The 25,733-nt window shown below is 43.9% G+C and carries 17 protein-coding genes; 5 read left to right on the forward strand and 12 right to left on the reverse strand.

Annotated features, from left to right (window positions below):
• Positions 1 to 77 precede the first annotated feature (77 nt).
• The 3 genes from DUK53_RS07695 (at position 78) to yjbH (ending at position 2,242) form a co-directional block, all read left to right on the forward strand.
• Complete coding sequence (locus DUK53_RS07695; RefSeq protein ID WP_036091478.1) at positions 78 to 560, forward strand: tetratricopeptide repeat protein; 483 nt, start codon at positions 78 to 80, stop codon at positions 558 to 560.
• Between the two features lie 20 nt (positions 561 to 580).
• On the forward strand, positions 581 to 1,162 hold the full coding sequence (locus tag DUK53_RS07700) for a CYTH domain-containing protein (protein WP_036091476.1): 582 nt from the start codon (positions 581 to 583) through the stop codon (positions 1,160 to 1,162).
• 276 nt (positions 1,163 to 1,438) lie between these two features.
• Positions 1,439 to 2,242 carry a protease adaptor protein YjbH gene (gene yjbH / locus DUK53_RS07705; protein ID WP_036091474.1) on the forward strand — a complete coding sequence of 268 codons (804 nt, stop codon included), beginning with the start codon at positions 1,439 to 1,441 and terminating at the stop codon, positions 2,240 to 2,242.
• A gap of 63 nt (positions 2,243 to 2,305) precedes the next feature.
• Here the strand turns inward: yjbH and DUK53_RS07710 are convergent, their stop codons facing one another.
• Genes DUK53_RS07710 through DUK53_RS07740 form a run of 7 tightly spaced genes read right to left on the reverse strand, consistent with a single transcriptional unit; the run spans position 2,306 to position 11,278 of the window.
• Positions 2,306 to 3,817, reverse strand: a complete 1,512-nt coding sequence (locus tag DUK53_RS07710; RefSeq protein ID WP_036091472.1) for an MFS transporter — start codon at positions 3,815 to 3,817, stop codon at positions 2,306 to 2,308.
• A gap of 33 nt (positions 3,818 to 3,850) precedes the next feature.
• Positions 3,851 to 4,693, reverse strand: coding sequence for an SDR family oxidoreductase (locus tag DUK53_RS07715; protein ID WP_036091470.1), 843 nt, complete (start codon positions 4,691 to 4,693; stop codon positions 3,851 to 3,853).
• A 1-nt stretch (position 4,694) separates the two neighbouring features.
• Positions 4,695 to 5,774 (reverse strand): mannonate dehydratase, encoded by a 1,080-nt coding sequence (gene uxuA / locus DUK53_RS07720; protein ID WP_036091468.1) that lies wholly within the window; start codon positions 5,772 to 5,774, stop codon positions 4,695 to 4,697.
• A 41-nt stretch (positions 5,775 to 5,815) separates the two neighbouring features.
• Positions 5,816 to 7,222 carry a glucuronate isomerase gene (gene uxaC / locus DUK53_RS07725; RefSeq protein WP_036091466.1) on the reverse strand — a complete coding sequence of 469 codons (1,407 nt, stop codon included), beginning with the start codon at positions 7,220 to 7,222 and terminating at the stop codon, positions 5,816 to 5,818.
• Positions 7,219 to 9,642, reverse strand: coding sequence for a glycoside hydrolase family 31 protein (locus tag DUK53_RS07730; RefSeq protein WP_036091464.1), 2,424 nt, complete (start codon positions 9,640 to 9,642; stop codon positions 7,219 to 7,221). Before DUK53_RS07730 ends, uxaC begins: the two co-directional genes overlap by 4 nt.
• 22 nt (positions 9,643 to 9,664) lie before the next feature.
• The gene (locus tag DUK53_RS07735; protein WP_036091462.1) at positions 9,665 to 10,300 is read right to left on the reverse strand and encodes a bifunctional 4-hydroxy-2-oxoglutarate aldolase/2-dehydro-3-deoxy-phosphogluconate aldolase; all 636 of its coding nucleotides are present in this window, start codon (positions 10,298 to 10,300) and stop codon (positions 9,665 to 9,667) included.
• An 18-nt stretch (positions 10,301 to 10,318) separates the two neighbouring features.
• The gene (locus DUK53_RS07740) at positions 10,319 to 11,278 is read right to left on the reverse strand and encodes a sugar kinase (protein WP_308738472.1); all 960 of its coding nucleotides are present in this window, start codon (positions 11,276 to 11,278) and stop codon (positions 10,319 to 10,321) included.
• Positions 11,279 to 11,477: 199 nt separating this feature from the next.
• Between DUK53_RS07740 and DUK53_RS07745 the strand changes: the two genes are divergently transcribed.
• The gene (locus tag DUK53_RS07745) at positions 11,478 to 12,488 is read left to right on the forward strand and encodes a LacI family DNA-binding transcriptional regulator (protein ID WP_036132850.1); all 1,011 of its coding nucleotides are present in this window, start codon (positions 11,478 to 11,480) and stop codon (positions 12,486 to 12,488) included.
• A gap of 401 nt (positions 12,489 to 12,889) precedes the next feature.
• Positions 12,890 to 14,731, forward strand: coding sequence for a heavy metal translocating P-type ATPase (locus DUK53_RS07750; RefSeq protein ID WP_036132851.1), 1,842 nt, complete (start codon positions 12,890 to 12,892; stop codon positions 14,729 to 14,731).
• A 99-nt stretch (positions 14,732 to 14,830) separates the two neighbouring features.
• Here DUK53_RS07750 and DUK53_RS07755 read toward each other — a convergent pair whose 3' ends face one another.
• The 5 genes from DUK53_RS07755 to DUK53_RS07775 all read right to left on the reverse strand — a co-directional run bounded on the left by DUK53_RS07755 (position 14,831) and on the right by DUK53_RS07775 (position 25,636).
• Complete coding sequence (locus DUK53_RS07755) at positions 14,831 to 21,397, reverse strand: immunoglobulin-like domain-containing protein (protein WP_036132853.1); 6,567 nt, start codon at positions 21,395 to 21,397, stop codon at positions 14,831 to 14,833.
• 453 nt (positions 21,398 to 21,850) lie between these two features.
• Positions 21,851 to 22,777 (reverse strand): zinc metalloprotease HtpX, encoded by a 927-nt coding sequence (gene htpX, locus DUK53_RS07760; protein ID WP_036132855.1) that lies wholly within the window; start codon positions 22,775 to 22,777, stop codon positions 21,851 to 21,853.
• A 23-nt stretch (positions 22,778 to 22,800) separates the two neighbouring features.
• Positions 22,801 to 23,358: a LemA family protein gene (locus tag DUK53_RS07765; RefSeq protein ID WP_036091453.1), complete on the reverse strand. Its 558-nt coding sequence runs from the start codon at positions 23,356 to 23,358 to the stop codon at positions 22,801 to 22,803.
• Positions 23,359 to 23,448: 90 nt separating this feature from the next.
• Positions 23,449 to 24,714 carry a peptidase U32 family protein gene (locus DUK53_RS07770; protein WP_036091451.1) on the reverse strand — a complete coding sequence of 422 codons (1,266 nt, stop codon included), beginning with the start codon at positions 24,712 to 24,714 and terminating at the stop codon, positions 23,449 to 23,451.
• Positions 24,715 to 24,727: 13 nt separating this feature from the next.
• Entirely contained in the window at positions 24,728 to 25,636 is a 909-nt protein-coding gene (locus DUK53_RS07775; RefSeq protein WP_036091449.1) for a peptidase U32 family protein, read from the reverse strand.
• Positions 25,637 to 25,733 lie beyond the last annotated feature (97 nt).

Here is a 25,733-nt window from a genome sequence, read left to right on the forward strand (position 1 = left end):
CATCTATCTTTTTTGATTTCATGTATTCTGCCAACTTGTGTTAAAATGAAGGAATACACAATCCTAGGAGGAAAACGATGATGAAAACAACAGAAATTCTTGCGTTACTCGAAAATGGACAGTATCAAGATGCCAAAGAATCCGCCAAAAATGCCTTGCTAACAGCGCCCGACAATGCCCTCTTAAACTACTATGCCGCCTGGAGTTGCGACGGTTTAAGCGATGAGACCGAAGCCATTTCCTACTATGAAAAAGCACTCGAAATCGGACTTCCCGAACATGATTTAGCCGACGCTTACATTGGTCTTGGCAGCACGTATCGCGCCATTGGTAATTATGCAAAAGCTAGCGAAACTTTTCAAAAAGCGCGCGTTGCCTTTCCAGAAAATCAGGCAATTACTGTTTTTGCAAGTATGGCCCTTTATAACGAGCAGAATTACAAAGAAGCGATGCAGCTTGCAATCAAGATTATCGGCGAAACATCGAGTGATCCAACCATTATTGCTTACAAAAAAGCGATTATCAACTACTCAGAAGATTTAGATGCAGTCTGGGATTAATAAAAAAGGAGTGCTTATCCATGAGCCAAGAATTAGAAATTGAATTTAAAAACATGCTGACTGCTAGCGAATACGATTTATTAGTGCATGAATTCCGTTTAGAGGAATCTGACTTTTTCACGCAAACCAATTATTACTTCGATACCGCTGATTTCCAGTTGAAGGATCGCCTCGCCGCTTTAAGAATCCGAAAACGAGAATTACATTACGAACTTACCTTAAAAACACCGGAGCAAATCGGCCTACTCGAAACGACACAAATCTTAGCGGAAGAACAAGTCACAGCGATTTTAGACGGTGCAAATATCCCTGTTGGTCAAGTTCGTGACGCGTTACATACGCTTAGCATCGACCACGAAGACCTCGTCATGTTCGGTTCGCTAACAACCACCCGCGCCGAAAAAGAATACAAAAAAGGGTTGCTCGTTTTCGATAAAAGCTTCTATAGTGACACGCATGATTTCGAATTAGAATACGAAGTTGCCGATTTTGAAAAAGGAAAAGTGATATTTCATCGTTTTTTAGAGGAGCGAGAGATTCCGCAGCGTCCGACAAAGAATAAAATATTACGTTTTTATGAAGCTGTTTACAAAGAGAAATAAAGTCATTGCTATCACTGGATGTTAACGCGTTCACTGGTAGACGCCAAAATCGTAATGTATGCGAAATGTTACGGTTTCGTCAAATTTGGGTAAGGAAGTTTTGCTTTTTTGATTGCAATCATTTGTTAATTTAACCTTCCACTGCTAAAATATAGTTATGGTAGTATGAATGATGTCATGACATATCCGGCAAACCTCCCGAGAAAAAATGGATCCATTCGCATATACTTTGTCTAATCAAGAGAGAGATTAGAATCTGAAAAACAGGTGATAGCAATGATAAACCAAAATTTATATCTTCAATCGGTCTGTAATAGCAAGCCTATTGAGATTTATCTATTTTTCGACCCGGCTTGTACGGATTGCTGGAACATGGAACATACGATACGGAGGTTGCAGATGGAATATGGCAACTACTTTAAGTTGCGCTATGTCCTGCATAATAACCTACAAACGGTGATGAATCGGCAAAAGCGAAATGCCTGCACGATTCCCCAACCTGAAATGGCACATATGTCTTATATTTCCTGTTTAGCGGTGAAAGCTGCGGAACTTCAAGGGAAGAAACAAGGCATTGATTTCTTGCGCAAACTCCAAGAATCCCATTTCATCGACGAAAAAGATATTTCTGAATCGAGCGTTCTATACGAAACCGCCAAAATAGTTGGCCTTGATTTGATGGAGTTCAAAAGTGACTTGCAATCCAATCTTGCCAAACGGGCCTATATCGGCGATCAGAAAGTAGCGCATGAAATGGAAATTGATGAGAATCCGACCGTTGTCTTTTTCAATCGGAATATTGAGGACGAAGGTTTGAAGATTAGTGGCTTGCATCGTTATGATGTCTACGTGCACATTCTTTCGGAACTGCTCAATCATTTCCCAGAACCAAAAGAAACGCCGACGCTTGAGGAATACATGGAAGAAGTCCAGATTTCGACAACGAAGGAAATAGCGAATTTATATGCTTTACCAGAAAAACAAGTCGAACGTCAAATGAAGAAGTGGCGTTTACAGCAAAAAGTAACGATGGTTGACTCGAAAGATGGTCAGACACTTTGGAAATACGTTGCCTTATAAAAAATAATCCTTGCCTATCCCACTTTCTGGAATAGACGAGGATTATTTTTTTGACTTCTACATTTAAACCGTTTTCTCTCTAACAGGAACAATCCGATTATTTCCCCAGTTGTTCTCGTACTCCCATCCTGTCAACTCTTCCACGACTTCTCTCGTATGCGGATCGACCGTCTCCATCGAACCACCTTCTTGCAAACGCTCAATTTCATTTAACAGGACTTTGTGATTCGCTCTCGTTAATTTAAACTTACTCGATATATAGAGGCCAAATAGCGCGAAGACAATCGTCCCAATACCAAACACAATGATAATCCCCATAATCGCGCTACTCGATTGCACCGTTTGCTTAGAAATAAAACCAAAGCTTTCTAAAAATGCGCCGACTAAAAGAATGGCTACAGATTGTACGAACTTCCGCGTAAATGTCATCATCCCTGCAAATATACCTTCTCGTCTTTTACCTGTCAGCATTTGATCGACATCCGCCACGAAACTATAAATATTCCAAGGTACATAGAAAGTCCCGCTTCGGCCAATCCCCATCAGAATCGATACCAAATAAAGCATGAGCAAAACTTGAGCGACAACAAAATAGTAAATCGCAATGAATCCCAATATCCCTCCAATAACCGCTGTTAAAGCAATCCTGTACGCAGCGCCATTTCCGAATTTAATACAGAACCACGCGAAAATTGGTACAAATATAATTTGAACGACAGCCATCGTGCTCAAAAGTTTAGACGCTAATACCGCATCTTGGCCAATCGCAAACGCAATGAAAAATGCAAACGTGGCGCCAAATATATCCTGCGCGAGAAAGGCACCCGTATACATAAGGACGTGCAGCCGGAATGTTTTCACTTTAAACGTGGAAATCAGTTCTTTAAACAGGTATCTCATGTCATTTTTAAAGGAATCCTGCTCCTGCTCACTCGCTACAACAGGCTGTTCCCAAGTGAATTTGTAGAGGCAAAACATAATAATCGCGTAAATAATCGAAAAGCAGATCCCCATCAATAGGAAGGACGTAGGAGAATCTTCCCCATAAATTTGGATTAACACGCCCGGCAACCAGGAAGCAAGGAAAGTCGCCCCTTGTGAAAATAGTAAGCGAACTGTTGTTAATTTGGAGCGCGTATTAAAATCTCTCGTCATTTCAGCTGGCAACGTCTCATATGGAACTGTTATGAGTGAAAATACAAAGCCGAACATCACGTAAGTAAGTAAATAGTACCAATAACCACCGAATCCAACCGTCCACATGAGGGCGTAACTCAAGGATAGCGGCATACCAATAAGGAAGAAAAATCCCCTTCTACCGAACCGTTTTCCTAATTTAGTTTTATAAAAATTATCTGTCACATAGCCCATCAATGGATCAAAGAACGCATCGACAAAACGACCAATGGCAACAATAGACGTCGCTTGTACAGGTGTCAGTCCCGCAATATTCGTATAAAAAAAGATTAACCATAAACCGGCGATAGCAAACGCTCCGCCACCAAATACATCGCCCGCACCGTAGGATAATACGGTCTTAAAACCTATTTTTGGATTTGCTGTTTTACTTATCATGTTCATAACTCCCCTTTTGTTTTGATGTGTCCATTAAACACCGGAATATGCTGAAAATCCGCCATCAACTGGAATAACAATGCCCGTTATAAAGCCAGATGCTTCCTCGTTCGTTAAAAACTCAAGCGTCCCTAATAACTCCTCTGGTTCACCAAAGCGTCCCAGCGGTGTATGGGTTACGATTTTTTCCGCGCGATCTGTTAATTGACCGTCCTCAGCGATGAGCATTTTTTCATTTTGCGAGGTTAGGAAGAAGCCTGGAGCAATTGCATTGACGCGAATACCGACTTTTGACATGTGAACCGCTAGCCATTTTGTGAAGTTACTGATTGCTGCTTTGGCGCCACTGTAAGCAGGAATTTTCGTTAGCGGTGTGTCGGCGTTCATGGAAGAAATGTTGATGATGGAACAACCGGACCTCCCAACCATGTCCTTGGCAAAAACTTGTGTCGGCAACAATGTCCCCATATAATTCAGGTGAAAAACCGACTCCACGCCCGCTTCCGTCAAGTCAAAAAACGTTTTTAGCGTAGTATCATGCACATCTTCTTCGGCAAAATATTCTTTCGAGGTCGTGCCGTCTGGATGATTGCCGCCTGCCCCGTTAATTAAAATATCGCATGGCCCGAATGTCTCCAACACTTGCTTGTGCGCTGTTTCCAAGCTCGATCGGTCAAGTACGTCGGCTGCTAAACATAGGACTTGTCCGCCATCTGTTTGGATTTCTTTTGCCAGCGTGTCTGCTTTTGCCAAATCGCGACAGAGAATCACTACTTTTGCACCGCGCGTTGCCATTCGTTTTGAAAAAGAAGCGCCTAGAACTCCTGATCCGCCAGTGATGACGACTACTTTATTTTTTACATTTGCTTGGCTCATTTTATGCCTCCATGTATGTTGAAATTTTGGAATCTAACGCTTTTGTTTTTTGCACGGCTTCCCATAAACCACCGAGATATACAGCTCCGAGTGCGCGATCGTATAGGCCGTAACCTGGTTTTCCGGTCTCGCCCCAAATCATTCTGCCGTGGTCTGGGCGAATCGGGCCTTTAAAGTCAACATCGGACAGGGCCTTCATAATTTCGTACATATCAATCGATCCGTAAGCAGACATGTGCGCAGATTCATGAAAATCTTGATCACCGGTTCGCTTAATATTACGGGCGTGCATAAAATGAATTCTCTGCTTCTCCCCAAAATAGCGAATCATTTCGGGTAAGTCGTTTGTCGGACTCGCTCCGAGAGAACCTGTGCAAAAACAAAGCCCGTTGTGATCGCTATCCACGATATTTAGGAAGCGCGTGAGGTTTTCTTTATTCGTGATAATGCGAGGCAATCCAAAAATCGACCACGGTGGATCGTCCGGATGAATCGCCATTTTGACATCTTCCTCTTCCGCGACAGGAATGATTTTCTTGATAAAATAAGCGAGGTTTTCCCAAAGCTGCTCCTCGTCGACGGAACGGTAATGATCGAATAGTATTTCCAAATCTTCTTTCTGATAGCTTTCGTCCCAACCTGGTAAACTAAGCTCGCCTTGCAGCGGATCCATTTTTTCGACGATTGCTTTTTCATAGCTAAGACATGTCGATCCATCTGGCAATGGGTGCTCTAAGGAAGACCTTGTCCAGTCAAAAACGGGCATAAAGTTATAGCAAATCGTTTGAATACCGCAGCTTGCCAGATTGCGAATCGTTTGTTGGTAGTTTTCAATATAGCGCTCTCTTGTTGGCAGGCCTAGTTTAATGTGCTCGTGTACTGGCACGCTTTCAATGACCGACAACACGAGGCCTTTCTTTGTTATTTTATCTACTAATGCTTGAATTTTTTCGACGGGCCAAACTTCACCAACTGGCACATCGTAAATCGCAGAAACAATTCCTTTCATGCCTGGAATTTGTCGAATATAATCTAGTGAAATCGGATCACTGTCTCCATACCATCGAAATGACATTTCCATCTTGTTACTTCACTCCCGTTCTCTTTTAAATGACATCATCGTTACAGCGCTATCTGAAAATAATTTTTTGCGTTATAAAATGAGATATCCTGCACGATTTGGCCGATAAACGCGTAATCTCTTGGTAACTCACCTGCTTCGATCCAGCCGCCAATGAGTTGGCAGAGAATGCGCCGGAAATACTCGTGTCGTGTATAGGATAAGAAACTGCGCGAATCCGTCAACATCCCGACAAATGTACTGATGAGACCGGCTTCGGCTAGCGCTGTCATCTGCTGAATCATGCCTGTTTTTTTATCGTTATACCACCAGCCAGAGCCGAACTGTATCTTGCCCTTTTGCCCGCTCGCTTGGAAGTTCCCGATGGTGCTCGCAATTAAATCGTTGTGCGTAGGATTTAACGTGTAAATAATCGTTTTTGGCAAGCAATCCTGCATTTCCAAGCTATTTAAAAGCTGATTTAGCGGTTTTGCAAGCTGGAAATCATTGATGGAATCAAATCCACTATCTGGCCCTAATGCGTCAAATCGTTTCGTGTTGTTATTGCGAATCGCGCCGATATGCCATTGCATCACCCAGCCTAACCTGCTATAATGCGCCGCCAAAAATTGTAGCAAGAACGTCTTGTATTGCTTTTCTTCCGTGAGGTTTAACCTGTCTCCATCACAAGCTTTTGCAAACAACGCACTCGCCTCAGCCAATGTGACAGCTTCATAAAAAAGAAACTCAAAGCCGTGATCCGCCACGCGACATCCTGCTTCATGAAAATAGTCGATACGTTTTTCCAGTGCTTCTAAAAAATCTTGGAATTGCGTAATCTTCTTGTTTGATACCGCGCCAAGCTCTTCCACGAACATTAGAAATGTCGGTTTGTTCATTTCCAAAGCCCTGTCTGGACGGAAAGTTGGCAGTACTTTTGCTTCAATAGCTTGATCGGCCGCTATTTGCTTGTGATAGATAAGCGAATCGACTGGATCATCCGTCGTGCAGATCACCTTCACTTGGCTGCGCTGAATAATGCTTTGCGGGCGAAGCTCATCGGACTGTAATTGCGCTTGACAATGCTCCCACAACTGCTCCCAATCCGCCGCCTGAACCACACCGTCAAAATTAAAATAGCGCTTCAATTCCATATGCGACCAGTGATACAGCGGATTTCCTATCGTATACGGCAAGGTTTCAATCCAAGCTCGGAATTTTTCCTTATCGCTCGCATCCCCTGTAATCAATCGTTCGTCAACGCCAAAACTGCGCATCGCTCGCCACTTGTAATGATCACCCGCCAACCAAATTTGAGTAATCGTATCAAAAGCCTTATTTTCCGCAATTTCTTTCGGGCTCAGATGACAGTGATAATCATAAATCGGCATCTTTTTCGCGTAATCATGATATAAAATTTTCGCGCTATCTGAATCTAATAAAAAATCTTCATCCATAAAATGCATCATTTTCCATCCTCACAATCGGATACACGTATGCAAAAACGATCGTCTTCTAACGCTAGTTCTTGCCCATTAACAACGAGTTTTCTTTTCTCATTCGCCGGTAAGTAGAAGGAAATTTGCTCATATGGTAGTTGGTAGCCGCCTGTTTTCGTCACACGTACATCGATTTGCGATTTCGCAACCGTCATCTTCAAATGGATTTTCGCGTTGTTTGTAGGTTTGAGCACAGAAACACCATCGTCTTCGAACAGCGTATACTCACTATGACCCTCGGCCGCGTGTGGAAATAGCTTGATTCCTCTCGTTTCTTTCCTTGTCGCAAATGTTGCAGCGTCATCATTGATTGGAATCATACTGCCCGCTTTTACGAGCAGTGGTGGCTTGTCAAAAGGCGCTGGCAACAGAACGATTTTACCGCCTTCATGCCATGTTTCCGCATGATAGTCATACCAACCGTCTGCATACTCCGGTAGATAGACCTGTCTCGTTGTCGCCCCTTTTTCGACGACAGAAGCAACGAGCATCGCGTCACCTAATAGAAAATCATCACTTGGCTCAAAAACCTTGTCATCCCCGCTAAACTCATAAAATACCGGACGGATAATCGGGCGATAATACGCGTGTGCTTCATAAAGCGCATTGTATAAATACGGCGTCAACTGGTAGCGAAACTTGATCAGATTTTTAATATCTTCCGCGACTTCCGGATACATCCACGGCACATTCACCGTCTGATCCGAATTCCAAGAATGGATTGTGAAACGCGGATGGAAGATCCCATTTTGCACCCAACGAACGAATAATTCGGGTTCCGGCGCAGGACCAGCAAAGCCGCCAACATCATGCCCAATATTATAAATACCGGATAAACTCAAGCCCAATCCCATTTTGATATTATATTTAAGCGCTTTCCATTCGGTATAATTATCCCCGGACCACGTCTGCACATAGCGCTGCATACCAGGACAACCCGAACGAGAAATGAGGTACGGACGCAAATCGGGCGCGTACTCTTTCTGCGCTTCATAGGATGCCTTCATCATCAACAACGGCTGAATCGCACGCAATTTTTCAAAATCAATTTCCGTTCCAAAACCGTTACATTTCGCATCCCTCGTCCAAATCTCGAACTCATTATTATCGTTCCACGTAGAATCAATATTTAACTTCAAAAGTTGCTCTGTGACTTGCTCTTTCCACCACGCAATCGTTTTTTCATTCGTAAAGTCTAAATAGGCGCCAGTTTCATCCCAAAATTGAGCCTTCTCCTCTTGCGTCCCTGCTGAATTTTGAATAAACATGTTCGCATCAGCAAGCGTTTGATACATCGGATGATCCGTTAACAAACATGGTTTGATGTTGGCACAGAGCCGAACTCCTTTGTCATGAAACGTTTGAAAAAGCTGTTCTGGGTCCGGGAATTTCTCTTTATTCCAGTGGAACACATAGCGCTTATCCTCAATCGACGTGTAACCCGATGAGAGCTGGAACGATTCGCAAATAATATCATGTTCTTCGCATAACGCAAGAAACTTATGTAACTGTACCTGCGCATCTGGTGCATCCGTATATGACATCGTTGAGCCCGAATAACCGAGACTCCATCTTGGCGCAAAAATCGTTTGACCTGTTAGCCATGAAAATTTTTCCACGACTTGTTTCATCTCAGGACCAAGGATAATATAATAATCTAAATCACCGTCAACCGCCTGGTAATAGCGATACAAGCCATGATAATTATCCATTTCATTTCCCATATCAAACACCGATTGCGACATATTGTCATAGAAAATCCCAAAAGAAATCTTGGTCTCCGGCTGATACGTCAAATAATACGGGATATGCTTGTAGAGAGGGTCTGTCGTTTCCGCATCATAGCCCATTGGATCTAAACTATGCATCCGGTAACGCTTTCCGTGCCGATCCATCTCCCCACTTTTCTCTCCTAAACCGTAATATTGCTCCTGGCGATTTCTTGCCAAATAATGATACACCCCTTCACCCAGCGAACCATCAAAATTATAAGCCTGTGTCGCCCGATCTTCGGCAAATTGTTTATATTCGCCATTCTGCTCCTCACGCGCGTACCAAGTCATCTGGAAGCCGTCCAAACAAATCACTACTTTTAGCTTCGCCGTTTCAATAGAAAAACTTCCCGCATCTTGCTCCGTTTTATACGCTGGTAAAGAAAATAAGCTCACATCGAAGCGATCTCGGCCCGCAAACGGAACATCCTCTAATCCAGGTGCCACGAGCCATGTTTTATCTACTTTCGGTTGCTCGCCTTCCGTCATAAACACCCGCACGATATCCTCTTCCAAAATATAGACACGCGCATACATATTATCTTCGTCTAACTTAAAAACGAGACAATTATCCTGCTCTTCTGTTAACTGAAATAAATAACTATTTTTTATAGACAAATTATTCACATCCTTCTTTCACTTAGTCATGCACGGCGCTAGCTAAAATTTCTTGCAACTGCTGGCCATATGCTTTCAAACCGGTGACGCCATCTTTTCGGTAAATCCGTACTAAATCACTGCCAATACCCACGCAATCCGCCCCAGCTTCAAACCAATCCAGTATATTTTTTTCATTCACACCACCTGTTGGCATCAACTGCACAGAAGGAATAACCGATTTAACCGCTTTCAAAAATGGTGCCCCAACAATGTTAGCCGGGAATATCTTCACTAAACTGTTTTGATATTTTTGCGTAGCCGCCACTTCCTTCATCGACATCGCCCCTGAAAAAACAGGAATCCCGAGCGCTTGCCCTGCTTCTGCCACTTCGTCAATCAAGTACGGCGAGACAAGAAAATCTGCCTTATTATTAAAACAGGCTGTCGCTTCCTCTTTCGTAGCAATCGTCCCAGCACCCACGAGCACATCCGCTTGGTATTTCTCTTTCAGTAAACCGATCAGTGCCGGCGCTTCCGGTACCGTCATCGTGACTTCAATCATTTTAATTCCAACCTCAATCATCGTCTCACTAATCTGCTGCGCCTCTTCAAAACTATCCGTCCTCACAACGACGACAATTTTCTCACGTACTAAACGCTCCTGTACATCTAACATGCTTTTTCCCCCTATACTTTAGCGATCTACCAATTCTAACTCACCTAAAACAGCTTGTACTTCCTCATAATACGGAAGGCCTTCGTTATCGCCTTTCACACTCACGACGATGGAACCCACAGCATTCGCAACATTTAGCGCCTGTTCAAAAGACTGACCTTTTAGCAAAGACGAAATAAATCCAGCATCAAATCCGTCTCCAGCGCCAACCGTATCGACTACCGCTCTTGGCTTGACGGCTGGTACATCAAAAATCGCTTGCTGATCCGAACCAATCGCGCCCTCTGCTCCTCTTTTGATGACGACTTGCTTCACGCCATACTGATGAAATGCGGCAATATAATCGTGCACTGCCATCTTGCCAAGTAGCATCTCCGCCTCTTCTTCACCCGTTAATAAAATATCCACATCCGGCAAAATCGTTGTAATAAATGCCTTGGCTTCTTCCATCGTCCACATTTTCAAACGAATATTTGGATCGAATGAAATGAGCAAACCGTGTTTTTTCGCGAGTTTCACTGCATATCGGACCATGTCTTGATTATGCCGATGAATCGATGGAAAAACCCCTGTGATATGCAAAACCTTGGCTCCATCAAAATAAGCGCTTTCAAAATCAGCCTCCGTCAACACTTCTGTCGGCGAGTTTTGTCGATAGTAGAACGATTTACTTGAACCATCAGAGAGCACTTCGCGAAAATAAACGGACGTCGCATAACCATCCACAAGCTCGACATGCGTCACATCCACCCCTTCTCCTCTAGCAAACGAAAGGATATAGCGACCAAAATCATCCTTGCCTAGCTTACTAATCCAGCCTGGTTTCACGCCTAAACGAGCGCAACCGATAGCGAAATTCAACTCCGCACCGCCAGCTTTTCTTTCAAATTGAGGACAAAGACGTAACGCTCCTTCCTTCATCGGATACATCGAAATCAACGCATCCCCTAACGTGATAACATCTAAAATAACAAACACCCACTTTTTTCATCATTACTAAACCGGTTTATGAAGTGATTTTACCAGATTTTATTTAGCAATGCAACACAAATAGTAAATATTTTTCATTTTTTCACAGCCATCACATTCTAAAAACAAACAGCAGTTCAATGGCACTTTACGGAAAAACAAAGTATACTAATGGGTAGTGGACTTTAGGAAGAGAGGAGTAGATGCTATGAAAAAAAAGAGCATAACGATTGGCGATGTGGCGAAAAAAGCTGGCGTTTCCAAAAGCACCGTCTCGCAATACTTAAATAAGCGCTACGAATATATGAGTCAAAGCACGCGCGAAAATATCGAACAAATCATTCACGAACTCAATTTCCATCCCAATGAATCTGCCCGCAATTTAAAAAATAAAAAAACGACCATTGTTGGGATTGTCGTCGCGAATATTCGTCATGCCTTCTCAACAGAAATGATTCGAATTATCGAGAATGCGCTGGAGGAACAAGATATAAACGTCATTATTTGCAATGCCGATGATAATCCTAAAAAAGAAGAACATCACATTCGCGCCTTGCTTTCTCGCAAGGTAGACGGGCTCATCATTTTTCCGACTGAAACGAATGCAGCCATCTACCAACAAATACTGGAAGAAGAAATACCCGTCGTATTCATTGATCGGATTGTCGCTGGGCTTTCTGTCGATACGATTCTACTGGATAATCAAATGGCCGCATCCCTAGCTGTTTCAACACTTGCTGCCAGTGGCCACACCAAAATTGCCATGTTAACCTTGCCAACACAGTCTGCGATTTCTCCTCGGATTGAACGTATCGAGGGCTATAAGACTGCTTTAATGGCTTGTGAGATTCCTTTCAATCCAGACTTTATCTGCTCAGCTGAACTACATACCTTACAAGCTGGCTTAACAAACATGTTCCAGCTAGCAGATAAACCAAATGCACTGATTGCAGGGAATGATCTTGTTTTACGTGAGGTTTTGCAGTTTTTAAAAGTGCAGGAACTAACAATCCCCTCGGACGTGGCGGTCATTGGCATTGACGACGTTTCCTATGCCGATATTTACCAGCCTAGTTTAACAACGATTGCGCAACCCACAGAAAAAATGGGGCTCAAAGTGGCGGCGCTTATTTTGAACCGCTTGCAGCATAAAAACAAGGAGGCTCCTCAGATTTATCGCTTTGCACCCGAATTGAAGAAACGAGACTCTTCTTTATAGCGTGCGTTATAAATGGGCTATCCAGTCTGAATTCTAATCAAACTTTCATTGAAATGATGTGGGATTTTCATGCACATGCTTTAATATAGAGAATGTAAAGCAAGGACAGCAATTAGTTTTCCCCCCCCCCCTTTTTCTAATTGTGGTGTCCCTTAACAAACTCCTTTTTTCGACCAGCCTCCCCTAGCTGGTCGTTTTTTTATGTCCACATAGATATTGACATCAATTATCATTCTCAATTAGATTGTTATTTTATCATTTAAGTTGCTTTATTTCTAATTTCAGGCTATACTTTAAGTAATAAATACGCAATAATATCATCTTTTCTCAGTCTATGAGGGCAGATTTTCGTGTTTTTAAGGTTAATGATAATAATTATCAATGGAGAGGAGTGAACTAACATGCTATTTTTAAAGCGTAATATCGAATTAATCGCGGCTATTCTGAGTGGACTCTTGATTCTTGCTGGATGGATGATTCCTGAAACGGCGGGCACACCTTACATTTTCCTTTCCGCTTTCATTATCGGCGGTTTTGCAAAGGCAAAAGAGGGCATTACCAGTACGATTCGCACGAAGAAATTAAATGTAGAATTGCTTATGATTATTGCCGCTATCGGTGCTTCGATTATTGGTTACTGGCTGGAAGGCGCCATTTTAATCTTTATTTTTTCACTGAGCGGTGCTTTAGAAACGTACACGATGAACAAGAGTACACGTGAAATTTCCAATCTGCTCCAAATGCAACCGGTCACAGCCTCCCTACTCAAAAAAGACAATACAACAACGAAAGTTCCGGTTGAAAATCTTGCTTTGGGAGACTATATTCTCGTTCGACCAGGCGAGACGGTTCCAATTGACGGCATCATTTTACAAGGGAGATCCACGCTTGACGAAGCTACTATTTCAGGTGAACCTATTCCAGTGGAGAAAAAAGCCGAGGATCACGTATTTGCAGGAACGATTAACTTGAGTGGCGCTTTAACAGTAGAAGTGACTCAAACGTCTGAAAACACCTTGTTTAGCAAAATCATTCAACTTGTTCAGCAAGCACAAGAAACACCTTCTACTACGGCGAGTTTTATTGAGCGCTTGGAAGACACCTATGTCAAAATTGTTTTGCTAGTGGTTCTACTCATGCTCTTTCTACCTCATTTCGCGTTCGGCTGGGATTGGACAGAGAGCTTTTATCGCGCGATGGTACTACTTGTTGTCGCCTCGCCGTGTGCCCTCGTAGCTTCCGTCACACCCGCCACCCTCGCAGCTATTTCTAACGGCGCACGTCACGGTATTTTATTCAAAGGTGGCGCTTATTTAGAGAATTTATACCAAATACCAGCCATCGCTTTTGATAAAACGGGAACTTTAACCCGAGGAAAACCAGAAGTAACCGATATCCATTTGGAGGCTCATGTTTCACCAGACATCATTGCGACAATCGAAAGTCAGTCCACACACCCGCTTGCACAAAGCATTCTTCATGCGTTAGATGGGGAGATTTTACCTCATGTCACCGTCACCGATGTACCTGGTTGGGGCGTGAAATCGATCATTTCGAATCAAGAATGGCGGATCGGAAAGGCAGATTTTGTAGGCAAAGAAGAGGCGATGCGCTACGTCAATCAATCGAATAAAAGACTCACCTCCCAAGGAAAAACACTCGTCTTCGTTTCCTGTGACTCCCAGGTCGTTGGTGTGCTGGCGTTAAAAGACACGGTTCAAAAAGAAGCACAAAACGCCATTGCATCGCTTCATTCTATGGCCATTAAAACGATCATGATTACCGGCGACTCCCAGCATACCGCAGATACAATAGGCAAAGAAATCGGAATTGGCAGCGTCATCGCCGAGTGCCTTCCTGAAAACAAGGTCACCCATTTACTTGCCCTTCAAAAAAAATACGGCGCTATCGCTATGATCGGTGATGGTATTAATGACGCGCCAGCCCTTGCCAATGCTGATGTTGGTATCGCAATGGGAGAAGGCACCGATATTGCGATTGAAACAGCCGATGTTATTTTAATGAAAAATGACCTATCCAAACTTGCTTTTGCAGTGAAACTTTCAAAGAAATTACACCGTATTGTATGGCAAAATATTATTTTCTCGATAGGCGTTATTCTACTGCTCATATTGTCCAATTTCCTCCAAGTCATTAACTTGCCATTTGGCGTCATTGGGCACGAAGGAAGCACGATTTTAGTTATTTTGAATGGGTTGAGAATGCTACGATTGAAAGTCTAATACCATTTTTCCAAAATAAAAACAGGACTCCGCACATTTTCATGTTGTGGAATCCTGTTTTTTCTGTACTGCTCGGAGTGATACTACGCGTATATTTGCTTATAAAATTGGTACGCTTACTGTTTGGATTTCGCCGCCCAGTGAGTCATAGGCTGTCAGTGAAACGATGTCTGCACGATTTTTAATCAGTGTCTTCGCGTAATATTGGAAGTCTGGTCCTGTTGTCGGGACGTTGATTGTTGTTTGCTTGACGTTATTTACCGTTAAGCAAATGCGTGCCACATCGCCGGTAAACTGGCCTTTAACATAACCGTCCGTTCCAAGCAAGAACGGATTGACCGTCACGTTACCGTTTGCCGATGTTACTGGTACTATTTTTGTGCTAACGACATTACCAGCTGTGTTATAGCCGACTAGTTCGATGATATCGGTCGTTTTTGTGATGTTTGTTTTGGCGTAGTATTTGATGGTGCCGTCTGTTACGTTAATACGTTGTAAGGCTACTTTGTTAATCTGTAGCTCGACTTTCACGACATCGCCAGTGAATGTTCCAGTGACATAACTATCTTTGCCGATTTTGAATGGCGCGATAGTCGTAATACTACCTGGTAAACTGATACCATTTAAAACGGTCACTGCTTTCGTATCAAGGACTTTGCCGACATTATCGTAAGCGGTCAGTTTAACTATATCGCTTACGTTGCGAATGACGTTGTTTGCGTAGTACTTGAAGTCTGGCGCACTCACGATGATTTTCGTACCTTCGACATCATTGACGGTTAAACTGATTTTCGCTACATCGCATGAAAATTGTCCGGTCACATAGTTGTCTTTGCCAAGGTAGAACGGGTTTAATGTGAGTTGTCCGACTGTTGGTTTCTGGACGTTTACTTTCGTTTTTTGAAGCTCATTGCCGTCTTTATCGTAGCCAATCATGTTGACTTGGTCGGTCACCGCGTTGATTTTACCTTTGGCGTAATATTGGTACGGGGAGCCGGTTGCGTTGATGATTTGTTGTAGTGTACCATTGATTTCAAGGGCGATTTTTGCGACGTCGCCAGTGTAGGTTCCTTTGACGTAGCTGTCTGTCCCTATGATAAAGTCGTTTGCTGTGATGGTTCCGGATGTTTTACCTCGGTTGGCGAGTAGTTCTTTGGCTGTGTTTAGATCGTTTTGTAAAACAGCTCTTGTTGCTACATCAGCGACCGCATCTACTGCTTTTTGGGCTACATCTATCGCTTTTTGGTTTGTTTCTTTTTTGATGCTTCCAGATGTAACGTCGTCATTGGTGAATAAGGCTTGGACTGCTTTTGTCGCGGCGTCCTCTTTTTGTGCTTGTTCTGCAAATGCACCGTTATCGATCATCGGACCCCAGTTGTTTGTTTTGAATGCGCGGATGGTCAATTTTATTTTTGCATCAAGAACTGTTCCATCGATATATTTCGTTGCTTGGCTTGATACGACGCCATCTGCTCCCATTGGATCGGTGCCGTCTGTCGTGTAGTATACGTCTGTTCCGGCATTAGGATTTTCTAAAATAACGCCTGTCCCGCTTGATACAACATTGACGCTTTGTAGTGTATGTGCCATGCCGTATTTCGTCCACATTTCTAGGTTGTATCGTACGCGGTCTGGGACTTGCGCTTGCGTTTTTACTTGGGCTGCCAACCAATCTTGGTATATTGTTCTTCGCGCGCCCATGTAAGCAGCATCGAGTTTGTACGCAGCGTCGAGTTGTTTCTGGTTATCTAGAATGAGTTGTCTCACATTTGCGACAGATAATGGAGCTCCGGATGCACCCGCGAAATCACCGTTTGCTGGACCGATTTGTTTCAAAACTTGGTCTTTAACGAGCGTTTTGAATTCGAGGTTTCCTGCTGTTGCAACGGTACTGCTATCTCCTGAAAAATTACCGAATAGCACGCCGGCGCCGCGTCTTGAGTTACCGTCTGCCCATTTGTAGCGATACGTTCCTCCGCCACCAGTAAAGGAAGAAGAACTCGTGCCAGTTCCGCCGTTATTGTAAAACGCGCCATCTGTGTCATTGATATTGAATTTCATCTTCGTACCACCGTTTCCAGTTAACACGCTATTGGAAACGACCGCATCTACTTCTTGCTCGGTATCAGTGAACATGAAGAGGATTTGCGTCTTAATTAAATCTTCTACATCCACATAGTTTTTGAATTCTTGGAAGCTTTTCGCGGCAGATACTGCTTTTACTTTTGTCAAAATGGCGGTATCTCCATCGCCGGTTTCTACGTGACCAGGTACAAAATAGCCATCTTGGAAGCGGATTTTCGTGTAATCATCACCGTCACCGCCGAAGTATTCTTCAAACATGTTTTGGCTGAAATTTTCACGCATTGTTTTGACGCCCATGTATTTGCCGTTGTAGTAGTAATGGACGTAGTTGGTGTGTAAGAAAATCTTGCCCATTTGTTCCGCGAGTGTTCCGGTTACTTTTTCATCGTAGCGATTGTAGCCAAGATTGTAAACGTCATTTTGCGGGCCGTCTTGTCCTTCCTTTAACTGCAATTTGCTGAACTTACCTACAACTGGGTATACTTCGCCAGGTAGTGGATCGAAAAAGTTGTATTTGGCTTTTTTGCCGTTAAAATCGCGGTGGAATTTAATCGCGACTCCAGAATTGAATTGAGATACGCTCGCTTGTCCGAATTTTTTAGAGCCGGCGAAGTTGAAGTAGTTTGTTCCGCCATTTCCCATGTGGGAGTCTAAATATTCGAATGTGCCGGCTGTATCAGTAGAACCATTCAGATTTGTGGCGTCGCCGGTAACAGACACGACTGGGAAATCATCAATGGCTTGGGCGTAATCATCGCTCGTGATGTTAGTCTTGTATTGCCACTGGGATCCTGATGTCACTTCGTTTTTATAGTTATCACGCAGAACGTAGGTGTTCGAAAGTACGCCTGTGTTTCCCGTTGCATCGTAGCCGTAAACTTTGACGACTGTTGTCTTGCCGATCGTGATTGGACCCGTGTATGTGGTACCTTTTGTTTCGCTTGGTGTAGTACCGTCTAGCGTGTATTTTAGTGTAATGCCAGGTTTGGAAGTCATCGTTAAGTCGAAAGCCGTATCATACATACCGCGATTTTTACTGAATTGCACGGCGTAGTTGGTTTGACCGTTGTTGTTTGACTTGCCGAACGTGTCAGAGCTGAATAAAGTGAGATTTTTACTCGCATCTGGCTGGCGTCCGAATGATTGATTGTACGCTTGTTTCGTATATTTGATTGAATCCACTGTTTTGAATTCAGAACCAACTTTTGCGGATAAAATGACGTCGCCGCTACCGCCGATTTCGAAGCTCAGATGATTGTTTCCGAGCTCGGTTGCTTTGTCGGAATACAGGACGCGGTAGCCTTTTGCCGGAATAACTAGGTTTGAAAATTCGAATTTGTCGAGTGTTTTTGCTTTGTCGCTCAAGTACATCCCTTTGTCTAAAATGACGGGGACATCGTTGTCGTTGTAAAGCTCGATCCACGCTTCTTTAGAGCTTGCTGTTCCCTCGGATGACAATTCGTTGATGAAAACGTTTTTGATTTTGTCTGGTGTTGTGAGTGCGCCGTCGATGCTTGGACCTTTGGCGTTGTTTTTGTATTGGATGATGAGTCTAGCTGCGTTTGCGTTTCCGCCTTGATAGACGCTGCCGATATAGTTGTCACCGTCAATGCGGAATGCCATGGATTGCCCATTTTTCCAGCCGGTTAGGCGATTTTCGTCGATGATGTCTTTTAGATTGGCGGTGCGCACGATTTGGTTTCCTGCTGTGAACGCTGGTTGATTGTATTTTACAGCTAACTCACTGTAAGCGCGAGATGTGATGTTTCCTGCTGTGCTTTTGTAAATTTCCGGATTGCCTAGTTCGGCGCGGACTTCCATGTTAGAGCTTACTTTTGCGGCATTGGTTGCATAGGTGGTGAACTCTAAATAGGCGTCTTCAATTTCTGCGGATTCTGGCAGTGTCACGTTGTTGAAACGAAACGCCGAAATGTCTTTGTAACCTGGTGTAAGCGTTGTCGAGTAGTAACCGCCGATTCTTAGATTGTCATTCAGACTCATTGCTTTTGCGGTTCCATATTCTTCGGCATCATCATTTGCTGTCGCGACTTGACCAGCGAAATCACCATCTCCTGAATAATATTCTAAAACTAATTTCGGAGCCATTGCAGCGCTTGACTCATAAGAACGCGCGATGTAGGAACCAGTTTTGTCACCGTCAACGCGAAATACGAGGTTTTTCATATCCGGGTTTCCTGCACGCATCTCATCAATAACTGCTGTCAAATCACCCGTGTTTACAAGATCATTGACGGCTACTTTGTCTGGTGTAGCCGATTTCACTGTCGTTTCTGTCAGTTTGCGGTTGGTAAAAGAAGCGACGGTGGACGCGAAGGCATCACCATTTCCAATTTCCCCAGCTACTGCCAAATTCGTTGGTGTGCTCGATGCTGTCAGTGTCGTGAACGTAAGATACGCTTTTGTAATCACGGCATCGGCTGGAATCGCAACGTTAGCAAAACGCACAAATGTCGCTTGAGGTGCAGCGTTTAGAAGTCCGTGTAAATTAAGCGCAGTACTTGTCAAATTGACAGTCGTTGCAGCTACTGCCGCGTCATCCGTCCCAGCTTTGACGCTATACTCTTTTGTCGCTAGCGGGATTTTGTCGGCATCTTCGCGAATGGCGTACGTGAAGGTTTGGACGCCGCTATTTTGTTTCGCATTGTACGCGAAGGCTTTAACCGTCGTGTTTTTGTTAATGGTGAACGGTTTTGTGTACGTTGTTCCGTTCGTTTCACTTGGCGTGGAGCCATCTGTCGTGTATTTGATTGTATTAACAGCATCGCTCGCAAAGGCTAAGTCGAAAGGTTTCGCGTATAATCCCGTTTTTTGACTTGCTGTAACCGACACGATTTGGTTTGCGTCATTATTCGAACTCTCATAGGTCCCTGGTTTAAAAGTCACCACGTTCGAATCGCCATCATTCAGACGCCCCATTGTTTCGTTAAAACTCATTGGCCGCACATCCATCGTGTCCATCGTGTGGAAGCTATCATCGTATTTTGTTGATAAATAAAGCTTCGTCGCGCGGTCACCTAACGTAAAATGAACGGATGCATTGTTTTGCGTACCATCTGCTTTCACGACACGATACCCTTTTGCGGGGATGTAGAGGTTTTTCAGCTCTGATTTCCCTAAAGTCGTTATGTCGTCTGATAGGAAAACACCATTTTCAAAAAAGACGGGGACATCATTATTGTTGAAAATCTCGATCCAGCCGTTTTTCTCGGCATCCGTCCCCGCACTTGCGACTTCGTTAATAAAGAGGTTTTTCATTTTCGCCGGGTTTTTTACGACATCAGCGGCAACGGCATCCTGCTCACTATATGTGTATTTAATAACAAGTTTCGGTTGGTACGCTACGGCTGAGCCACCTTGATAGATGCTACCGATATAGTTGTCACCATCAACGCGAAAAGCTAGTGCATTGCCGTTTTGCCATCCCATGAGGCGGGTTTCGTCAATGATACTTTTGAGATTCGGCGTTCGGATGACTTGATTTGCTGCAGTGAAACTAGCTTGCTGATATTTCACGGTTGATGCTGTGTAAGGACGCGAGCTAATGTTTCCAGCGACACTTGTATAGCCTAGTGGATTGCCTAGTTCTGAAGCGATAGACATATTGGAAACGCGATTGGCGACTGTACCGTATGTCGTGAATTCCAAATAGGCGTCATCAATTTTTGCGTTTTCTGGAAGGTTGACATTGGCGAATCGGAAAGCGGATATATTTCTATATGCCGGCGTTAATGTGGCAGAGTAATAACCACCGATCTCCATCGCCGAGTTCAGATCCATCGTTTTGTTCGCGCCATACTCTTTTGCGTCATCTGCTGTGTTCGCGATATTGGCTTTGTAATCAGCAGATGGCGACGTATACTCCACGATCAATTTCGGTGCCATGGTTGCGCTTGAATCATACGAACGCATCACAAAAGAACCTTTATTGTTACCGGCTATTTTGAATACATAGTTTTGGATATCCGTCTGATCAGCCCGCATTTCATTGAGCACAGAAGTAATGTCCTCTGTATTAAAAATCGTATTCGTCGCAACGACCGGGGTCGCCATACTCACCGAAGCGTCCGTAAAGTTTCGATTCGTAAACGAAGCAACCGTATTGGAAAATTCCGCTTGACTGCCGCGCTCGCCCGTTATGCTAATCGTTGTAGACTGGCTTGCCGACGAAGCATCACGCGTTGTGAATGAAAGATACGCGTTCGAAATTTTTGCGTCGCTCGGTAAGGTAACATCAGAAAATCGTAAATACGTCGCTTGAGGTACACCGCTAACAACGCCGTGTAAGTCTAGGCCAGTACTCGTTAAGTTCACCGCTGAAGCACTAACTTCCGCATCTTCTGTCCCTTTTTTGATTTGGAATTCCTTTTTCTGTGCGAATGTTGGCTCGCTTTTTAGTGTATTTTCAGTTGTCACCGGTTCAGCCGTTTCCGCAAAAACAGCGATATTCCCGATGGAAGTTGGTACCATTAAGGAAGCAACCATTGCCACCGATAAAATTTTTAATCCAAATTTCTTTTTCTTTTTCATTTTCATGTTTGTAATCACAACTACTTTATGCATAAAATCTCTATGATAAGCAGTTATTTCCTCCTTCTTCTGACTAAAATAATTTCTTTTTCATTGCACAAGTGTTGCACCATTATTTTACAAAAACAGTTTCCGCACATTTTCACTTCTGTCTCTATTTTTTTACGTTGCCACGTAATCCATCACGTATCCGGCTTAGAGTAATACCAATCTGTACACACCTCATTTGTCGTATTTTAATTATGCCTATGCTTTTTGCGCCTAACTATATCTTATCGCCATCTCGCATCAATAGTCAGCAAAAAATCCAACTTTTTTTACATGAAAAATAACTGTTCACAAAAATGCCATCTCTGTTTTTTCAGAAAAAGACGGTTCATCAACATACAATCATATGTATTTTTATTCATTCATCCATATAAAAAAACTAGGAATCCGCAGACTAGCTAGTTTTCACTAACAGTCGCTAAGTTTCCTAGTTTTGTGTTACATATGTTCCAAACGCTCAATTCTGCTTGCAATTGGCGGATGCGAGTCAAACATTCCGGCTTTCTCTTTCTTCTTCTTTTCACCTTTTGACGGCGTTGTGAAGTAGATCGATTCGGACGCTGCACTCGGCTGTTTCATTTTTGTCGTGTCGCCACCAATTTTGCGTAGGGCGTCGGCCAAGCCTTGTGGGTTCCGCGTCAATTCGATCGCTGTCGCATCCGCTAAATATTCACGGTTACGGCTGAGCGCGAACTGAATCGCCGTTGCAATGATTGGAGCTAAAATAACGAAAACGAGGGCTACGATGTAGATAATCGCTTGGGCACCGCCGCCACCATTGTTGTCGTTACTTTTCCGATTGTTGTTGCCACCAGTAATGCTACCCCAGAAGAGCATCCGCATCGCTAAATCGGACAAAATCGCAACGACAGCGACAAGCGCGATGGCAATCGTAGAAAGGCGGATATCGTAGTTCCGAATATGTGCGACTTCATGCGCGATAACGCCCTCTAACTCGTAGCGTTCCAACTTGTCAAGCAAACCTCGCGTGACAGCAACCGAACCTTTTTCAGGCGAGATTCCTGTTGCGAAAGCATTCGGACTTGGATCTTCTACAATGTATACTTTTGGCATTGGAATTCCTGCAACCATCGCCATACTCTCCACGGTGTCCCAAAGCACTGGTTCCTGATCTTTGGATGTGACTTCCTTCGCCCGGTTCATCGTCATAACGACCTTCGAACTTGAAAAAATCATAATCGCGATATAAATAGCACCAATCACAGCCGCCATAATGAGACCGTTCAAATAATTATTATAAACCAAAATCCCGATAGCACATCCGACCAACATCACAAAAATGAAGAATCCTAAAACAATGAACACTGTCTTACGCTTATTAGCCGCTATTTGCTCAAATAACATGGCGCATTCTTCCTTTCAGTGTTTTAGAATTGAACTTTTGGAACCACTTTTTCTTCTTCTGGTGTTGCAAGCATATCACGTTTTGTGAATCCGCCCATTTTAGCAACAATGTTAGAAGGTACTGATTCGATTTTTGTGTTATACGTCATGACTGTTGTGTTGTAAAGTTGGCGTGAATAAGCCACTTTGTTTTCTGTTGTTGCTAGTTCGTGTTGCAATTCGATAAATGATGTATTCGCTTTTAAATCTGGGTACGACTCTGCCAAAGCAAAAACGGATTTCAGCGCGCCAGTCAGCATGTTATCTGCTTCCATTTGTTCGCCACGACCGTCTGCAGGGGCTTGTGTCATCATGTTACGAGCTTCCACCACTTTTGCAAGCGTTTCTTTCTCGTGTGACGCGTAACCTTTGACCGTTTCAATTAAATTCGGAATTAAATCAAAGCGACGTTTCAATTGCACATCGATTTGCGCCCACGTTTCTTCTACTCTGTTGCGATATTTGACAAGGCTGTTATACATTCCAAAATAAATCAGAACAAGTATAACAACGACCGCAATAGCAATAATCCATCCTATCATGTTTATACAACTCCTTTTCGTGTTTAGCTACATTATAACATGTTTTAAGGCAGCTGGCTGGAATTGGCTCACTAAAAATAATTTTATGTGCTATGCTTTCACGCGTTTCTTAGCTTTGCGTTCTTCTTTTTTCTTGCGCATGAAGTAAAATTCTTCTACGGGATGGTCGACAGTCATTTTCACCGTCATCATCGCGTTTGGTGCGCGTTCAATTGGCTCATCGTGTTCGTTCCAGAGATCTTTCACGACTTGTTTAAATCCTACTTCTCCCGGGCCATAAAATTCAATTTCTTCGCCAACGCCAAAATTGTTTCGTTGTTGTAGTGTTGCGATTTTCGTAGCTGGGTCGTAGTCTAATACTTGTGCTGCGAACGCGTATTGTGGAATTTTGCGTGTTTTGCCGAATAGTTGCTCGTCTTCGGTCGGCTCTTGATAGAAGAAACCTGTCGATAGTTCGCGTTGTGCGACTTTCCAAAGTTCTGCTTCCCAAGCTGGATCGAAAACGAAATTATCTGGATCAGCACAATACGCGTCCACGACTTTGCGATACACGCTTGCCACCGTCGAAACGTAATGAATCGACTTCATTCGACCTTCAATTTTGAGACTATCCACGCCTGCTTCGACCATATCGGGAATGAAGCGGATCATCGATAAATCAACCGCGCTCATCGAAAACGGCTCCTCATCCTCATCGACCAAATTACGTGGCACGCCATTATCGATTTCAAAAAGGTCATATTTCCAGCGGCAACTTTGCGCACAGCCGCCACGATTCGCGTCCCGATTCGCCATATGATTCGATAGCGTACAGCGTCCAGAATACGAGATACACATCGCGCCATGAATGAACGCTTCCATCTCGACATCCGTATTTTGACCGATTTCCTGAATCTCGCTCATGCTCACTTCACGCGCCAAAACCACGCGCTCCAAGCCCTGCTGCTTCCAGAATTCAAGCGTCTTGTAGTTCGTCGCCGAAGCCTGCGTTGACAAATGCACAGGAAGTCCCGGCGCATCCGCAAAACAAATACTAATTAGCGCTGGGTCCGACACGATGACCGCATCAATCCCGATATCACGCAACGTCCGGAAAAACTCGCCGGCACCTTCCGTGTCCCCGTCATGCGCGACCATATTCGCCGCTACATAAACTTTCGCGTCACGCGCATGCGCAAATGCCACACCTTCTTGCATCTCCTCATATGAAAAATTCCCAGCACGCGAACGAAGCCCGAAAGCCTGTCCACCAATATATACAGCGTCCGCACCATAGCGAATCGCAATTTTCAATTTCTCCAAGTTACCCGCCGGCGCTAAAACTTCCGGCTTTTTCAAATTTTTTCTTCCAGTCATTGTCATGCCCTCCTCATTTTACCTCATCTGGCTGTTTCAAAAAGAATCCTGTTCCAAGCGTCCGCGTCTCCAGCTGTAATTTTGCTAAACGGTTCACAAATGTCTCCGCAACAAAATCGCCTGCCTCGAGCGCTTCTTTCGCCTGCACGAATAACGTCACAATCGCGACAAAATCCTCGCCCGGCAATAAAACACCATCCAACTTCCAAGTCCGCAAGCCCGCGTTATACACACGCTCCAAATAAGGCATCAACGACAAATCCTCCGTTGAAAAAATATGCGTCCCATTCTCGTCCTCATAAATCGGCAACTGACTATCCGCGTCATTCGGTTCACGCAAATAAAGCCCGCGTTCCTTCGACGTATCATCTTTTATCTCGACAATGTTCTGGTAATTCGTCACGAGTTTGCGCTTCGATTGGTGAATACACGTCGGGCCATACACCTGCACCTCAATCGGCACAGCCATCTTCGCCGTAATTGCTTCCAGCTCAATCAGCGTCAATTCACGAGCCATGACAGCCCCAACTGCCCCCTGTTTCACCCAAAAATCCACCTGTTCCGCGCTCGTCACAAACGTCTGCGCGTCATAGATAAACGGTAAATCAAGTTCCATTTCGTGCAACATAAAAACAACACCTGGATCCCCTACAGTTATGGCGTCTACTTTCATGTTAGCTATTTCACGTAAATAAGCAAGTAAATCCTTCAAATGCTCATTATGCATGAGCGCATTCACGGCCACTAAGACCTTCTTCCCTGCTTCGTGCGCTTTGTTAGTAATTTCACTAATATCGGCGAGCGTCAGTGATTGCGGCATGCGCAGTCCAAATCGACTTCCTCCGACGTATAGCGTGTCTACCCCCGCGCCCAACAACAATTCAGCTTGCAAAACCGACTCTGCCGTGGCAATAATATTCATGTTTTATCTCTCCTTTGATTTTTAAAACCTACTTGAATAGAGTAACACAGATGGCGCAACGCATCAAGCCTCTTTTAGCACAAAAAAAGAACCTATC

This window comes from Listeria sp. SHR_NRA_18, from assembly GCF_003856515.1.
Lineage (GTDB): Bacteria > Bacillota > Bacilli > Lactobacillales > Listeriaceae > Listeria_A > Listeria_A newyorkensis.

Bases quoted from the DNA above. Each gene is read 5' to 3' on its own strand.
- DUK53_RS07755 (WP_036132853.1), bottom strand. From the start codon at position 21,397: ATGCATAAAGTAGTTGTGATTACAAACATGAAAATGAAAAAGAAAAAG.
- DUK53_RS07750 (WP_036132851.1), top strand. From the start codon at position 12,890: ATGCTATTTTTAAAGCGTAATATCGAATTAATCGCGGCTATTCTGAGT.
- DUK53_RS07695 (WP_036091478.1), top strand. From the start codon at position 78: ATGATGAAAACAACAGAAATTCTTGCGTTACTCGAAAATGGACAGTAT.
- DUK53_RS07735 (WP_036091462.1), bottom strand. From the start codon at position 10,300: ATGTTAGATGTACAGGAGCGTTTAGTACGTGAGAAAATTGTCGTCGTT.
- DUK53_RS07765 (WP_036091453.1), bottom strand. From the start codon at position 23,358: ATGATAGGATGGATTATTGCTATTGCGGTCGTTGTTATACTTGTTCTG.
- DUK53_RS07770 (WP_036091451.1), bottom strand. From the start codon at position 24,714: ATGACTGGAAGAAAAAATTTGAAAAAGCCGGAAGTTTTAGCGCCGGCG.
- uxuA (WP_036091468.1), bottom strand. From the start codon at position 5,774: ATGGAAATGTCATTTCGATGGTATGGAGACAGTGATCCGATTTCACTA.
- DUK53_RS07745 (WP_036132850.1), top strand. From the start codon at position 11,478: ATGAAAAAAAAGAGCATAACGATTGGCGATGTGGCGAAAAAAGCTGGC.
- DUK53_RS07700 (WP_036091476.1), top strand. From the start codon at position 581: ATGAGCCAAGAATTAGAAATTGAATTTAAAAACATGCTGACTGCTAGC.
- DUK53_RS07775 (WP_036091449.1), bottom strand. From the start codon at position 25,636: ATGAATATTATTGCCACGGCAGAGTCGGTTTTGCAAGCTGAATTGTTG.
- htpX (WP_036132855.1), bottom strand. From the start codon at position 22,777: ATGTTATTTGAGCAAATAGCGGCTAATAAGCGTAAGACAGTGTTCATT.
- uxaC (WP_036091466.1), bottom strand. From the start codon at position 7,222: ATGATGCATTTTATGGATGAAGATTTTTTATTAGATTCAGATAGCGCG.
- DUK53_RS07715 (WP_036091470.1), bottom strand. From the start codon at position 4,693: ATGAGCCAAGCAAATGTAAAAAATAAAGTAGTCGTCATCACTGGCGGA.
- yjbH (WP_036091474.1), top strand. From the start codon at position 1,439: ATGATAAACCAAAATTTATATCTTCAATCGGTCTGTAATAGCAAGCCT.
- DUK53_RS07710 (WP_036091472.1), bottom strand. From the start codon at position 3,817: ATGATAAGTAAAACAGCAAATCCAAAAATAGGTTTTAAGACCGTATTA.